Source organism: Bacillus sp. V26, assembly GCF_034296245.1.
Classification (GTDB): Bacteria; Bacillota; Bacilli; order Bacillales; family Bacillaceae; genus Bacillus; species Bacillus halotolerans.
The window spans coordinates 85,864-101,291 of sequence record NZ_JAXKQF010000006.1 but is presented as its reverse complement, the minus strand read 5'-3'; the positions used below and the strand labels follow the sequence as shown (position 1 = coordinate 101,291).

The following is a 15,428-nucleotide window of genomic DNA, read 5'->3' as shown; positions in this document are numbered from 1 at the left end:
GCCCGTTATTTCTGGTTTGAATCATATCAATCTTTCATATCATGTTTAGCTTTTTCAATCACTTTCTTTCTGAGATAAACTACCTTTATTTTATCGGATTCATGGCTCTTTTTGTAAGTTTTGTATCAAAATCAAACCAATTTATGGGCAAAAAAAACAGCCTTCCCCATGGAGAAGGCTGTTTTTTTCTTATGCGAACAGCTTATCAATAAACGAAATATCCTCTTGAGAAAGCGTTACATCAGCTGTTTTGATGTTATCAATCAGCTGATCGGCCCGTTTTGCTCCAGGGATTAAAATATCAATTTCCGGTCTTGCCAAATACCAAGCCAATACGATGTGAGGGATGTCCACGTTGTGCTTTTCAGCAATCGGCGCCAGTTTGTTGACCTTTCTGATATTTTCTTTGAAACGCTCGCCCTTGAAGTGTTCCTGTTCGTTTCGCAGGTCTCCTTCAGGGAACGTCGTATCTTCCGTATATTTTCCGGCCAGTAATCCTGATACAAGCGGGAAGTAAGGGATGAATGAAATATTGTGTTCCTTCGTATACGGGAAGAAGGTTGTTTCCGCTTCACGGTTTAACAGGTTGTATTCACCTTGAAGCACATCGACCAAAAAGTCTCTGTTGGCTTCCTTCAGCTGTTCCAGAGAGAAATTGGAGACACCGATGGAACGGATTTTTCCGGCTTGCTTCATTTCATTCAGTGCGTTAACCGCTTCATCCTTCGGCGTATGTTCATCCGGAAAGTGAATGTAGAACAGATCGATATAATCGGTATTCAAACGTTTCAGGCTTTCATCAACTGATTTTTTCAGAAACTCAGGCGAATTATCAAAAACAAAGTCATTTCCTTCTTTTCTGTGCGCGGCTTTTGTGGCAATGACGACATCTTCACGATTGAACTCGCGCAGCACTTCACCAATTAGCTCTTCCGAACGGCCGATGCCATAAATATAAGCAGTGTCTAACATGGTCACGCCATTACGAATGGCCTCGCGAACCAATTCTTTTCCGGTTTCTTCATTCAGATTCGGGTAGAGGTTATGTCCACCTACAGCATTTGTTCCTAATCCGATAGGGAATACCTGCAAATCTGATTTTCCGAGCGTTGCTTTTTTCATGATCTACCTCCTGGAATAAAATTGATGAAAGACTCTCAACACTATTGTAAACGTTAGGCCAGATGAATGCCGATTTGGTGCTCATGGCAGTACTGCGTGTACTCGTCATCTAACGGCTGAGAGGTCACAATACAGTGCAGTCTGTCAAAGGGCGCATAGGTGAGCAGCGTTGATTTTCCGAATTTTGAATGGTCGGCCAATAAATACACTTCTTTCGCTTTTTCAGAAATCCTCTTTTTAATGTCATACTCGAGCAGATCCGAATTGGTCAGTCCGTGTGTCAGTGTTGTTCCGGTTGCAGACATAAAGGCTTTATTGATATTGTACTTCTCCAAAGTGCCCGGATCATCCATGCCGACAAAGGAGCGTGTTTTTCTCTTATAGTTGTTTCCGATAATGATTAAGTTGATATTCTTCATAGCAGATGCCGCATTGATAATATCCAAGCTGTTGGTTAAAATGGTGACATTTTTGTTCGGATCAAGCGTATCGAGAATCGATTTGGTCGTTGTTCCTGAGTCAATGAAGATTAAGTCATGGTCTTCAATAAACCGGGAAGCATAATGGGCAATTTTTGTTTTCTCATCTTGGTGCTGGATGGTGCGATTCTCAAAAGGAACAAGTGCGGTTTTCTCAATTGATGTTACGCCGCCGTATACTTTTTCGATCGCACCCTTTTCCGTCAGCTTGTTGATATCGCGTCTGACTGTGTTTTTCGACACATTGAAAACCTGGCACAGCTCATCTAAGGAAACAGTGCCATGCGATAAAATGTACTCCTCCATTTCCTGTATCCGCATCAATTTCATACAAAAAACTCCTTCTTGAATCTTAAAGTAATGTAAATATATAATAAAAACCAAAAGTTAATCAATAGTTGCTTAAAAAATGATAACATTGGTATGTATCTTTTGCAAGATTCGCCGGACTTCCAGGCGGTCTCTTGCATTACTGAAAGATTAGTATAATAAAAATAATGAAAAAATGTAGTGTTTATGATTGACTTATGGGTATTATACGATTAAAATATAACCAAGAAATGACCAAGAAGTAACCTGTTGTGTGTGATTTCAGTGATGATATGGTTGCTTACATAAAAAGTGTATCTAACCATTGATTTTTTGTTTTTTTGAAAGCGTTTAATTGTTATCTTATGAATCTATCCTGAACCATCCATACAAGTGTATGTGTTTACTAATGAAGGAGGCAATAAGAATGGCAGAAATCAGAAAATTAAAAAACTATATCAACGGTGAATGGGTTGAAAGCAAAACGGATCAATATGAAGACGTTTTCAATCCGGCTACGAAAGAAGTGCTGTGCCAAGTGCCGATTTCTACAAAAGAAGATATTGATTACGCGGCTCAAACAGCAGGTGAGGCATTTAAAACATGGTCGAAAGTGGCGGTTCCGCGCCGTGCGAGAATTCTATTTAACTTCCAGCAGCTGCTGTCTCAGCATAAAGAAGAACTTGCTCATCTGATTACCATCGAAAACGGCAAAAACACAAAAGAAGCTCTGGGAGAAGTGGGACGCGGGATTGAAAACGTTGAGTTCGCAGCCGGCGCGCCTTCTCTGATGATGGGTGACTCACTTGCTTCTATTGCGACGGATGTGGAAGCGGCCAACTACCGCTACCCGATTGGAGTTGTCGGCGGAATCGCACCATTTAACTTCCCGATGATGGTTCCTTGCTGGATGTTCCCAATGGCCATTGCACTCGGCAACACATTTATTTTAAAGCCGTCTGAGCGTACGCCGCTGTTAACGGAGAAATTGGTTGAGCTTTTTGAAAAAGCAGGCCTTCCAAAAGGTGTTTTCAACGTCGTATACGGTGCGCATGACGTTGTGAATGGCATCCTCGAGCATCCTGAAATTAAAGCGATTTCATTCGTAGGCTCAAAGCCGGTCGGTGAATACGTCTACAAAAAAGGAAGCGAAAATTTAAAACGCGTTCAATCTCTGACAGGCGCCAAAAACCACACGATTGTCCTGAATGACGCGAATCTCGAAGACACGATCACAAACATCATCGGAGCAGCCTTCGGTTCAGCCGGAGAACGCTGCATGGCTTGTGCGGTTGTGACAGTTGAAGAAGGTATCGCTGATGAATTCATGGCGAAGCTCCAAGAAAAAGCCGCTGAGATTAAAATCGGAAACGGCCTTGATGACGGCGTATTCTTGGGACCGGTTATTCGTGAGGACAACAAGAAACGCACGCTCAGCTACATTGAAAAAGGGCTGGAAGAAGGCGCGAGACTCGTTTGTGACGGACGTGAAAATGTGTCTGACGACGGCTACTTTGTCGGCCCGACAATCTTCGATAATGTCACAACAGAGATGACGATCTGGAAAGACGAAATCTTTGCTCCTGTCCTATCCGTCATTCGTGTGAAAAACCTGAAAGAAGCCATTGAGATTGCCAACAAGTCTGAATTTGCGAATGGCGCCTGCCTGTTCACATCCAATTCGAATGCCATCCGCTACTTCCGTGAAAATATTGACGCGGGAATGCTCGGCATCAACCTGGGTGTGCCGGCACCGATGGCGTTCTTCCCATTCTCCGGCTGGAAGTCTTCATTCTTCGGAACGCTGCACGCGAACGGTAAGGACAGCGTTGACTTCTACACGCGTAAAAAAGTAGTGACAGCAAGATACCCGGCACCTGATTTCAACTAAACGACGAACAGCCGAACGGCGTGTCTCTGCGCTGTTCGGACTCATTCTTACCATAGAAAGAGGAGGGCTTAACCATGAGTCATTTGTTGCGTAAGCCGCAGTCGAATGAAGTATCAAAAGGCGTCAAACTTGTGCATGAAGTAACGAAATCAAACTCAGATCTTACCTATGTAGAGTTTAAAGTGTTAGAACTCGCATCCGGTTCAAGCTATACAGAAGAATTGAAAAAACAAGAAATCTGCATTGTGGCAGTGACGGGAAAAATCACAGTGACGGATCATGAATCTACGTTTGAACATATCGGTACGCGTGAAAGCGTATTTGAGAGAAAACCGACAGACAGCGTCTATATCTCCAATGACCGTGCCTTTGAGATTACGGCAGAGCGTGATGCGAGAGTGGCGCTTTGCTATTCGCCATCAGAGAAACAGCTTCCGACAAAGCTGATCAAGGCGGAAGACAACGGGATTGAACATCGCGGAAAGTTTTCCAACAAACGGACCGTTCACAACATTCTTCCGGATTCAGATCCTTCAGCTAACAGCCTCTTAGTGGTTGAAGTGTATACAGACAGCGGAAACTGGTCCAGCTACCCGCCTCATAAACACGATCAAGACAACCTGCCGGAGGAGTCCTTCTTGGAAGAAACCTACTACCATGAATTAGATCCGGGCCAAGGCTTTGTATTTCAGCGCGTTTACACAGATGACCGCTCCATTGACGAGACAATGACTGTAGAAAATGAAAACGTTGTCATCGTTCCTGCGGGATATCACCCGGTAGGTGTGCCGGACGGATATACGTCCTACTATTTAAATGTCATGGCAGGACCGACACGAAAATGGAAGTTTCATAATGATCCGGCTCATGAGTGGATTTTAGAACGCTAACAAGTGAGGAGTGGCTGTTTACGATGAAGTATACATTCAATGAAGAGAAGGACTTTGATATTGTTGCCATTGGCCGGGCGTGTATTGATCTGAACGCGGTTGAATACAATCGCCCAATGGAAGAAACGATGACATTTTCGAAATACGTCGGCGGTTCGCCTGCGAATATCGCGATCGGCAGCTCAAAGCTCGGCTTAAAAGCGGGCTTTATCGGCAAAATTCCAGATGACCAGCATGGCAGATTCATAGAGTCCTATATGAGAAAAACCGGCGTAGACACAACGCAAATGGTCGTTGATAAGGAAGGGCATAAAGCCGGTCTCGCATTTACTGAAATTCTGAGCCCGGAAGAATGCAGCATCTTAATGTACCGCGATGACGTGGCCGATCTTTATCTTGAGCCTTCAGAGGTAAGCGAGGACTACATCGCAAATGCGAAAATGCTGCTCGTTTCCGGGACAGCGCTCGCCAAAAGCCCGTCACGGGAAGCGGTGTTAAAAGCTGTTCAATATGCGAAAAAGCACCAGGTAAAAGTCGTGTTCGAACTGGATTATCGCCCATATACATGGCAGTCAGCCGATGAAACAGCTGTTTACTATTCTTTGGTCGCTGAGCAGTCCGATATCGTCATCGGAACACGAGATGAATTCGATGTCATGGAAAACCGCACAGGCGGCAGCAATGAAGAGTCTGTCGATTCTTTATTTGATCATTCAGCCGACCTCGTCGTCATCAAGCATGGCGTAGAAGGCTCGTACGCATACAGCAAATCCGGCGAAATCTTCCGCGCCCAAGCGTACAAGACAAAAGTGCTGAAAACCTTCGGAGCCGGTGATTCATATGCTTCGGCCTTTATCTACGGACTTGTCAGCGGCAAAGACATTGAAACGGCATTGAAATACGGAAGCGCCTCAGCCTCCATTGTTGTCAGCAAGCACAGCTCATCGGAAGCCATGCCGACGGCGGATGAAATCGCTCAGCTTATTGAAGCACAGTCATAATTGAAAAAGATCGAGTAAAGGTGGGATCGTTTGTGGGGAAGAAAATTCGCTTAACAACAGCACAAGCGCTGATTACATTCTTAAACCAGCAGTACATCCATGTTGATGGCAAGGAAGAGCCTTTCGTAGAAGGGATTTTCACGATTTTCGGTCATGGAAATGTTTTAGGGATTGGGCAGGCGCTTGAGCAGGATGCTGGCCATTTAAAAGTGTACCAAGGGAAAAATGAACAGGGAATGGCGCATGCCGCAATGGCGTACAGCAAGCAAATGCTGAGAAGAAAAATTTACGCGGTCTCAACATCTGTCGGACCGGGAGCGGCCAACTTAGTGGCGGCAGCCGGCACTGCATTGGCAAATAATATTCCTGTTCTCTTCATTCCGGCAGATACATTTGCGACAAGACAGCCCGACCCTGTACTGCAGCAAATGGAGCAAGAGTACAGTGCGGCGGTTACAACAAACGATGCATTGAAGCCTGTATCGAGATACTGGGATCGCATTACACGCCCTGAGCAGCTGATGAGCAGCTTGCTTCGCGCTTTTGAAGTCATGACTGATCCGGCAAAAGCGGGTCCGGCGACCATTTGCATTTCTCAGGATGTGGAAGGCGAAGCGTACGATTTCGATGAAAGTTTCTTCGTCAAACGGGTTCACTATATTGATCGCATGCAGCCGAGCGAGCGTGAGCTTCTAGGTGCGGCGGAGCTGATTAAAGCCAGCAAAAACCCTGTGATCCTCGTAGGCGGAGGCGCGAAATATTCCGGTGCGCGCGATGAATTAATCGCCATTTCTGAGGCCTGTGACATTCCGCTGGTTGAAACACAGGCAGGCAAATCGACTGTGGAAGCTGATTTTCCGAACAACTTGGGCGGAATGGGCATCACAGGAACACTCGCGGCAAATAAGGCGGCCCGCCAGGCTGATTTGATTATCGGTATCGGCACAAGATATACGGATTTTGCGACATCCTCTAAGACCGCTTTTGATTTTGATAAAGCGAAGTTTCTGAACATCAATGTCAGCCGAATGCAGGCGTATAAACTCGATGCGTTCCAAGTGGTGGCGGATGCGAAAGTGACGCTTGGCAAACTGCACGGCCTGCTTGAAGGCTATAAGAGTGAATTCGGCTCAACGATTCAAGAGCTGAAGAACGAATGGCTCGCTGAACGCGAACGCCTCAGCAAAGTGACGTTTAAACGGGAAGACTTTGATCCGGAAATCAAACATCATTTCTCTCAAGAGGTTCTAAATGAATACGCTGACGCGTTGAATACTGAGCTTCCGCAAACAACGGCATTGCTGACGATTAACGAGACTATTCCTGAAGACAGCGTGATTATCTGTTCGGCAGGCTCTCTTCCGGGAGATTTGCAGCGTTTGTGGCACTCCAATGTCCCGAATACGTATCACCTGGAATACGGATATTCCTGCATGGGCTATGAAGTGTCCGGCACACTGGGGCTTAAATTGGCTCACCCAGACAGAGAAGTGTATACGATTGTCGGAGACGGCAGCTTCCTGATGCTTCATTCCGAACTGATCACAGCGATTCAGTATAACAAGAAGATCAATGTGCTGCTTTTTGACAACTCAGGATTCGGATGTATCAACAACCTGCAAATGGACCACGGGAGCGGCAGCTACTACTGTGAGTTCCGCACAGATGACAACCAAATCTTGAATATCGATTACGCGAAAGTCGCTGAGGGTTACGGCGCGAAAACGTACCGTGCTAACACAGTAGAAGAGTTAAAAGCGGCGTTAGAGGATGCGAAGAAACAAGACGTATCAACGTTGATTGAAATGAAAGTGCTGCCAAAAACAATGACTGACGGCTATGACAGCTGGTGGAATGTCGGAGTGGCTGAGGTATCTGAACAAGAAAGCGTTCAAAAAGCATATGAAGCAAAAGAGAACATGCTCGAATCTGCTAAGCAGTATTAGAGGGGAGGCATCATGATGGGCAAACATGAAATCCTGTGGGGGATCGCTCCCATTGGGTGGCGGAATGATGATATGCCTGAAATCGGAGCGGGAAATACACTTCAGCATTTGTTAAGTGATATTGTTGTCGCGCGTTTTCAAGGTACGGAGGTCGGGGGCTTTTTCCCCGAGCCTTCCATTCTTAATAAAGAGCTTAAGCTTCGGAATTTACGCATTGCGGGAAAATGGTTCAGCAGTTTTATTTTGCGTGACGGACTTGGTGAAGCGGCGAAGGCATTTACCCTGCATTGTGAGTATTTGCAGCAAGTCAATGCGGATGTCGCAGTTGTCTCTGAACAAACCTACAGCGTGCAAAGTCTGGAGAAAAACGTGTTCACAGAGAAGCCGCATTTTACTGATGAGGAGTGGGAACGGCTTTGCGAAGGGCTGAATCACCTGGGCACAATTGCTGACCAGCATGGCTTGAAGCTTGTCTATCATCACCATCTCGGCACCGGTGTCCAAACAGCGGAAGAAGTGGACCGCCTGATGTCAGGAACAGATCCTGCGCATGTACACCTCCTCTATGATACAGGCCATGCATATATTTCTGACGGTGACTACTTGGGAATGCTGAAGAAGCATATCAACCGCATTAAGCACGTGCACTTTAAAGATGCTCGCCTGAATGTCATGGAACAATGCAGGCTTGAAGGGAAATCGTTTCAGCAATCGTTTTTAAAAGGCATGTTTACGGTTCCCGGTGACGGCTGCATTGATTTTAGAGACGTATATCAGCTGCTGTTAAAACACAATTATTCCGGATGGATTGTCATTGAAGCTGAACAGGACCCCGATGTCGCAAACCCGCTTGAGTATGCATTGATCGCGAGAAACTATATTGATGAGCAGTTGCTGGATCTGGCGTAATGGGGACTGGATATATGGGCAATACCAATGCAGATTCGGCCTTCAATAAACGGACAATCGCGGCAGCATTGGCTAACTACATTGATGCCGGTTCGATTGTGGCTGGATCTGCTGGTTTATCGTTATGGGTCAGTTACCTGAAGCTGTCAGATACCCAAATCGGATTGCTCGGCGCGTTGAGCGCGAATGCCATCTCTGCCGCTGTCGGCGCTTTGCTTGGGGGATTTTTGGCGGATAAAGTCGGGCGAAAAGCTGTTTATACGAACAGCATGCTGATTTATGCGCTGGGGATTTGTTTCGTCCTGTTTAGTGTTAACTTCCCCATGCTGTTAAGCGGTTACATGATTATCGGGCTATCAGTTGGCGCAGATATCACCGCCTCATGGACGATCATCGCGGAAAACGCGCCTAAGAAAAACCGGGCCCGCCACTGCGGCGTGGCACAGGTTGCGTGGGCCGCAGGGGCAGTCGCTGTTCTGCTTCTCTCTGTGTTGGTCGGTGATTTAGGTCTGTTGGGAAATAAAATTGTGTTTGCTCATCTGCTGGTGATTGCGCTGATTACGTACGTCCTCAGAATCAGGCTTCCTGAGTCAGACGCGTGGCAGCAGAAAAATAAGCCCGCAGACATACAGGTGGCAGAGAAGCCGGCTGTACTACACAAAACCTCATATTTTGATTTGCTCAAGCCTAAGTATGTAAAAAGCATCCTGTTTTTAATGGGTGTGTACTTGGTTTGGAACTTAGCCGCCGGCGTTATGGGCTTCTTTATGCCTTACATTTATCAGCAGGTCGGCGGGGTATCTGCCAACATGGCAATCCTTTTGCAAATGGGTCTGTTTATCTTTACCGGCTTTGGGGTCGCTCTGATTTTTATGCCCTTTGCAGATCAATATAGAAAAACGGTTTTTGGAATCGCTGCTTTTATGGCCGTCATCGGCTGGACGCTGTTTCTGCTCCCGGTTGAAGGAATACCGGTCCTGCTTCTGTTTATCGTGGTGATGGGGATCAATAACGGAGCCGGCCAGCAGGCGAACTATCAATTATGGGCCAGCGAAATTTTTCCTACTCAATACCGTGCTTCCGCCCAAGGACTGATGTTTTTTCTTGTTCGTATCTCAATAGGGATTTGGAGTCTGTTTGTCCCAATGATTATCAGCCATTTCGGCATTGGAACGATGGCTGCAATTCTCCTCGGGTGTGTGACGGCCAGCATGATGATCGGGCTTCTTTTCGCGCCGAATACATCTGGCAAGTCGCTTGAACAAATTCAAGAGGAACTCTACGGATCGCCTCACAATCATGTAAAGCAAGGCAAAGAAAGCAAAATGATGTAACAAACAGAGGGAGTGGCTGTCAATGAGTTTACGTATTGGTGTTATTGGAACTGGAGCAATCGGAAAAGAACATATTAACCGCATCACAAACAAACTGTCCGGCGCAGAAATTGTAGCTGTAACGGATGTGAATCAAGAAGCCGCACAGAACGTCGTCGAGCACTACCAATTAAACGCAGCAGTATATCCTGATGATGACAGCCTTCTGGCAGATGAAAATGTAGACGCTGTCTTAGTGACTAGCTGGGGGCCTGCGCATGAATCGAGTGTGCTGAAAGCCATTAAAGCCCAGAAATATGTGTTCTGTGAAAAGCCGCTCGCGACAACGGCTGAAGGATGCATGCGCATCGTCGAAGAGGAAATGAAAACGGGGAAACGCCTTGTTCAAGTCGGCTTTATGCGCCGTTATGACAGCGGTTACGTACAGCTGAAAGAGGCGCTCGACAACAATGTCATCGGCGAGCCGCTCATGATTCACTGCGCGCACCGCAACCCGAGTGTAGCTGATAACTATACAACGGATATGGCCGTAGTCGACACGCTTGTTCATGAAATTGATGTGCTGCACTGGCTCGTCAATGATGACTACGAGTCCGTTCAAGTCATCTATCCGAAAAAATCAAAAAATGCCCTGCCGCACTTAAAAGATCCGCAAATCGTAGTCATTGAAACAAAAGGCGGTATCGTCATCAATGCTGAAATCTATGTGAACTGTAAATACGGCTATGACATTCAATGTGAGATCGTCGGAGAAGACGGCATCATCAAGCTTCCTGAACCATCAAGCATCAGCATGAGAAAAGAAGGCAAATTCAGCACAAATATTCTGATGGATTGGCAGAGACGCTTTGTGGATGCGTACGATGTGGAAATCCAAGACTTCATTGATTCGATCCAGAAAAAAGGTGAAGTCAGCGGGCCGACGGCATGGGACGGCTATATTGCTGCCGTTACGACTGATGCGTGTGTAAAAGCCCAGGAATCTGGACAAAAAGAAAAGGTTGAATTGAAGGAAAAACCGGAATTCTATCAATCCTTTACAACAGTGGAAAACTAGGAATATGGAGGAGTGAAAAAAATGAAATTAGCATTGGATCCATCGATGTATCGAGATGATTTAACGTTGGAGGAAATGGTCTATAAAACGGCGGAGCTTGGCTATGAATATATTGAACTTTCCCCGCGCGAGGATTTTTGTCCATTCTATAAATATCCGAAAGTCGATTCAGCAAAGATCAAACAATTAAAGCGGCTTTTAAGGGATACAGGTGTTAAGCTTTCATCACTCCTTCCGCTTTACCACTGGGCGGGTCCTGAAGAAGACCGCCGCCAGGCTGCGGTGCGCAACTGGAAAAGGGCGATCGAAATTGCGGTTGAACTTGAAGTGGATTTGATGAACAGTGAATTCAGCGGTTCAAAATATGATCCTTTAACAAGCGAAGAAAAATTTATCAAATCCATGGATGAGCTTCTGCCAGTCTTTGAAAAAGAAGGCATTAAACTCAATCTTCAAGCCCATCCGTACGATTTTATCGAAACGCACAAAGGTGCGATGGATATGATCCGCGCGCTCGACAAGGACTGGATCAACCTTGTCTACTCGACTGCGCATACGTTCTTCTATGATGACGGAAAAGGCGATATCGCGACAATGTTTGACGAAGCCGGCGACCGTCTCACACATGTTTTATTTGCAGATACCTTTAATCATAAAGCGGCTCACGGCCTGCGCTATATCGTCAATCCGCCTGACGCGAAAGTAACGGTTCACCAGCATTTGGACATTGGTCAAGGCGAGGTTGATTTTGATACGATTTTCAGAAAGCTGAGAGAGATGAAGTTCGACGGAATTGCGACGAATGCCGTGTTTGCTTGGGTAGACGAAAGAGCGGATGAATCAAGCCGATTTATGCTTAAAAAAATGAAAGAAGAATTAGGTCTGGCATAAGCTGAGCATGGAGTTCGGCGGGATATGGCGAACAGCCTCCCTGCCGAACTCCCTTCATATCTAAAACGCAGATGGGGGAGTCTGACATGAAACTGTGTTTCAATGAAGCAACAACATTGGAAAACTCAAATCTTAAACAGGATGTAGAGCTATGCGAAAAGCATGGCTATGATTATATTGAAATCCGCACAATGGATAAGCTGCCGGAGTACTTAAAAGACCATTCATTGGCCGATCTTGCGGAATACTTTCAAACCCATCACATTAAACCGCTTGCCTTAAACGCACTCGTTTTCTTCAATAACCGTGATGAAAAGGGCTATCAGGAGATCATTGCTGAATTTAAGGGCATGATGGAAACCTGCAAAACCCTCGGTGTGCAATATGTGGTGGCCGTTCCGCTTGTGACGGAGCAGAAAATCTTAAAAGAAGAGATCAAAAAGAGCTGTGTAGAGGTGCTGACTGAGCTTTCTGATATCGCCGAACCGTACGGCGTAAAAATCGCCCTTGAGTTTGTCGGCCATCCGCAATGTACGGTCAATACATTTGAACAGGCGTATGACATCATCAATACTGTTAGCCGCGACAATGTCGGGCTTGTCTTTGACAGCTTCCACTTCCATGCGATGGGATCAAATATTGAAAGCTTAAAGCAGGCGGACGGGAAGAAAATCTTTATTTATCATATTGACGATACGGAAGATTTCCCAATCGGCTTTTTAACGGATGAAGATCGCGTATGGCCCGGCCAAGGGGCGATTGACTTGGATGCCCACTTATCAGCCCTCAAGGAAATAGGCTTCTCTGAGGTGGTATCCGTTGAGCTGTTCCGGCCTGAATACTATAAGCTCAGTGCGGAAGAAACGATTCAAACAGCGAAAGAAACTACAATTGATGCGGTATCAAAATATTTCAGCATGTAATTGATAAAGGAGGGGTGAACATGGCTTTTGTATCGATGAAAGAGCTTCTTGAAGATGCAAAGCGGGAGCAATACGCGATCGGACAGTTTAATATCAACGGCCTGCAGTGGACGAAGGCGATTTTGCAGGCGGCGCAAAAGGAGCGATCACCAGTCATCGCCGCGGCTTCCGATCGCCTTGTCGACTATTTAGGCGGATTTAAAACGATTGCCGCCATGGTCGGCGCGTTAATGGAGGAAATGGCGATTACCGTTCCCGTGGTGCTTCATCTTGATCACGGAAGCAGTGCGGAACGCTGCAGACAGGCCATTGATGCCGGATTCAGCTCAGTGATGATTGACGGCTCTCATCAGCCGATTGACGAGAATATCGCGATGACAAAAGAAGTCACCGATTATGCCGCAAAGTACGGTGTGTCAGTAGAAGCCGAAGTCGGCACGGTCGGAGGAATGGAAGACGGGCTGTTCGGCGGGGTCCGCTATGCCGATATCACGGAATGTGAGCGGATCGTCAAAGAAACCAATATCGACGCGCTAGCCGCTGCCCTCGGCTCTGTACACGGCAAATATCAGGGTGAGCCGAATCTCGGATTTAAGGAAATGGAGGCTATCTCCCGCATGACTGATATTCCCCTCGTTCTTCACGGGGCATCCGGGATTCCGCGGGATCAGATCAAAAAAGCCATCACGCTCGGCCACGCGAAGATCAATATCAATACGGAATGTATGGTAGCCTGGACAAACGAAACACGCCGCATGTTTCAGGAAAACAGCGATCTGTACGAACCGCGCGGCTATATGAAACCCGGCATTGGAGCCGTGGAAGAGACAGTGCGAAGCAAAATGAGAGAGTTCGGATCAGCCGGTAAAGCAGCTAAGCAGCAGGTCGGCTGAAGAGACCTGAAACCGCCGAGATGGCGGTTTTTTTGTGCGGTGTTGCGTCCGTACCCCCGAAACGATTATGATGATGGCAGCAGTGTAAGAAACGGGAGTGGTTCAGTTTGAATAAAATCATGATTGTGGAAGATAGTGAAGACATTCGCGGACTATTGCAGAATTATCTTGAAAAATACGGATACCAAACTGTGGTCGCCGGGGATTTCACGGCTGTTCTTGATGTCTTTTTGCGAGAAAAGCCTGATGTGGTGCTGCTTGATATCAACCTACCGTCCTATGACGGCTATTATTGGTGCCGCCAGATCCGCCAGCACTCCACAAGCCCGATCATTTTCATTTCAGCCAGAAGCGGGGAAATGGATCAGGTGATGGCGATTGAAAACGGCGGAGACGATTATATCGAAAAACCGTTTTCCTACGATATTGTGCTGGCGAAAATCAAAAGCCAGATCCGCAGGGCATACGGAGAGTACGCCGCAAAACAGGGGGAGAAAGTGGTTGAATATACCGGCGTGCAGCTCTTTGTGGAACGGTTTGAACTGCGTTTTCAGGATGAAAAAAGCGAGCTTTCTAAAAAAGAAAGTAAGCTTTTGGAAGTGCTGCTGGAGCGGGGAGAAAAGGTGACGGGAAGAGACCGGCTCATGGAAAAAGCGTGGGACACCGACATTTTCGTCGATGATAATACACTTAACGTGTATATCACGCGGCTCAGAAAAAAACTGCGGGAGCTGAATGCGCCTGTTTCTATTGAATCGGTGCGGGGCGAAGGCTACCAGCTGAGGGCGCAGTCATGAAGCTGTTTCTCCGGTCTCATGCAGTGCTGATTCTGCTTTTTCTTCTTCAAGGGCTGTTTGTCTTCTTTTATTACTGGTTTGCGGGTCTTCATTCTTTTTCTCACTTGTTTTACATATTGGGCGTGCAGCTTCTTATTTTGGCGGGTTATCTTGCCTATCGCTGGTACAAAGACCGCGGCGTGTATCATTGGCTCAGTTCAGGACAGGAAGGGACGGACATCCCGTATCTCGGTTCTTCAGTGTTTTGTTCAGAGCTGTATGAAAAGCAGATGGAGCTGACCCGGCTTCAGCACCAGAAGCTCCATGAGACCGAAGCCAAGCTTGACGCGCGGGTGACGTATATGAATCAATGGGTGCATCAAGTAAAGACGCCGCTGTCGGTCATTAATTTAATCATTCAGGAAGAGGATGAGCCCGTTTTTGAACAAATCAAAAAAGAAGTCCGGCAGATTGAGTTCGGGCTGGAGACGCTTCTTTATTCTTCAAGGCTCGACCTGTTTGAACGGGATTTTAAAATTGAAGCGGTTTCCCTGTCCGAGCTTCTTCAATCAGTTATTCAAAGCTATAAACGATTTTTTATTCAATATCGCGTTTATCCGAAAATGAACGTTTGCGATGATCGTCAGATTTACACCGATGCAAAATGGCTCAAATTTGCGATCGGCCAAGTGGTCACAAATGCGGTCAAGTATTCAGCGGGCAAGAGTGACAGACTTGAGCTGAATGTCTTCCGCGATGAAGACAGGACGGTGCTTGAAGTCAAAGATTACGGCGTCGGGATTCCCTCGCAAGACATCAAGCGGGTGTTTGACCCTTATTACACCGGTGAAAACGGGCGGCGTTACCAAGAATCTACGGGAATCGGCCTCCATCTCGTCAAAGAAATTACAAGTAAGCTCAATCATACTGTGGACATCAGCTCGTCTCCCGGTGAAGGGACATCAGTTCGATTTTCATTTCTTACAAAAATGTAAGGCTGCGTTAAG

General features: G+C 46.5%; 14 protein-coding genes. 12 read left to right on the top strand and 2 right to left on the bottom strand.

Annotation, left to right across the window (positions count from 1 at the left end; all coding sequences use genetic code 11):
* Window positions 1-189: 189 nt before the first annotated feature.
* Window positions 190-1,122 (bottom strand): aldo/keto reductase, encoded by a 933-nt coding sequence (locus tag UJ203_RS16785; protein WP_322012586.1) that lies wholly within the window; start codon window positions 1,120-1,122, stop codon window positions 190-192.
* Between the two features lie 53 nt (window positions 1,123-1,175).
* A complete protein-coding gene (gene iolR / locus UJ203_RS16780) occupies window positions 1,176-1,931 on the bottom strand; it encodes a myo-inositol utilization transcriptional regulator IolR (RefSeq protein ID WP_024123450.1) in 756 nt (251 codons plus the stop codon).
* A gap of 406 nt (window positions 1,932-2,337) precedes the next feature.
* On the opposite strand from iolR, the gene iolA reads away from it, so the two are divergent.
* From iolA to yxdK, 12 genes are all read left to right on the top strand, one after another.
* The gene (gene iolA / locus UJ203_RS16775; RefSeq protein WP_322012582.1) at window positions 2,338-3,801 is read left to right on the top strand and encodes a methylmalonate-semialdehyde dehydrogenase; all 1,464 of its coding nucleotides are present in this window, start codon (window positions 2,338-2,340) and stop codon (window positions 3,799-3,801) included.
* 74 nt (window positions 3,802-3,875) lie between these two features.
* Window positions 3,876-4,691, top strand: a complete 816-nt coding sequence (gene iolB / locus UJ203_RS16770; RefSeq protein WP_322012580.1) for a 5-deoxy-glucuronate isomerase — start codon at window positions 3,876-3,878, stop codon at window positions 4,689-4,691.
* 23 nt (window positions 4,692-4,714) lie between these two features.
* Window positions 4,715-5,692, top strand: coding sequence for a 5-dehydro-2-deoxygluconokinase (gene iolC / locus UJ203_RS16765; RefSeq protein WP_322012578.1), 978 nt, complete (start codon window positions 4,715-4,717; stop codon window positions 5,690-5,692).
* A 32-nt stretch (window positions 5,693-5,724) separates the two neighbouring features.
* The gene (gene iolD / locus UJ203_RS16760; protein ID WP_322012576.1) at window positions 5,725-7,638 is read left to right on the top strand and encodes a 3D-(3,5/4)-trihydroxycyclohexane-1,2-dione acylhydrolase (decyclizing); all 1,914 of its coding nucleotides are present in this window, start codon (window positions 5,725-5,727) and stop codon (window positions 7,636-7,638) included.
* A 15-nt stretch (window positions 7,639-7,653) separates the two neighbouring features.
* Window positions 7,654-8,547: a myo-inosose-2 dehydratase gene (gene iolE / locus UJ203_RS16755; protein ID WP_322012574.1), complete on the top strand. Its 894-nt coding sequence runs from the start codon at window positions 7,654-7,656 to the stop codon at window positions 8,545-8,547.
* Between the two features lie 14 nt (window positions 8,548-8,561).
* Entirely contained in the window at window positions 8,562-9,881 is a 1,320-nt protein-coding gene (locus UJ203_RS16750; protein WP_322012572.1) for an MFS transporter, read from the top strand.
* Between the two features lie 22 nt (window positions 9,882-9,903).
* On the top strand, window positions 9,904-10,938 hold the full coding sequence (gene iolG / locus UJ203_RS16745) for a bifunctional inositol 2-dehydrogenase/D-chiro-inositol 1-dehydrogenase (RefSeq protein WP_305934196.1): 1,035 nt from the start codon (window positions 9,904-9,906) through the stop codon (window positions 10,936-10,938).
* A gap of 21 nt (window positions 10,939-10,959) precedes the next feature.
* Window positions 10,960-11,829, top strand: a complete 870-nt coding sequence (locus UJ203_RS16740) for a sugar phosphate isomerase/epimerase family protein (protein WP_059335278.1) — start codon at window positions 10,960-10,962, stop codon at window positions 11,827-11,829.
* 86 nt (window positions 11,830-11,915) lie between these two features.
* Complete coding sequence (gene iolI / locus UJ203_RS16735) at window positions 11,916-12,752, top strand: 2-keto-myo-inositol isomerase (RefSeq protein ID WP_322012569.1); 837 nt, start codon at window positions 11,916-11,918, stop codon at window positions 12,750-12,752.
* Window positions 12,753-12,772: 20 nt separating this feature from the next.
* Entirely contained in the window at window positions 12,773-13,645 is an 873-nt protein-coding gene (iolJ, locus tag UJ203_RS16730) for a 6-phospho-5-dehydro-2-deoxy-D-gluconate aldolase (protein WP_322012567.1), read from the top strand.
* A gap of 107 nt (window positions 13,646-13,752) precedes the next feature.
* On the top strand, window positions 13,753-14,442 hold the full coding sequence (gene yxdJ, locus UJ203_RS16725; RefSeq protein WP_322012565.1) for a two-component system response regulator YxdJ: 690 nt from the start codon (window positions 13,753-13,755) through the stop codon (window positions 14,440-14,442).
* Window positions 14,439-15,416, top strand: a complete 978-nt coding sequence (gene yxdK, locus UJ203_RS16720) for a two-component system sensor histidine kinase YxdK (protein WP_322012563.1) — start codon at window positions 14,439-14,441, stop codon at window positions 15,414-15,416. Before yxdJ ends, yxdK begins: the two co-directional genes overlap by 4 nt.
* The last annotated feature ends 12 nt before the right edge of the window (window positions 15,417-15,428 follow it).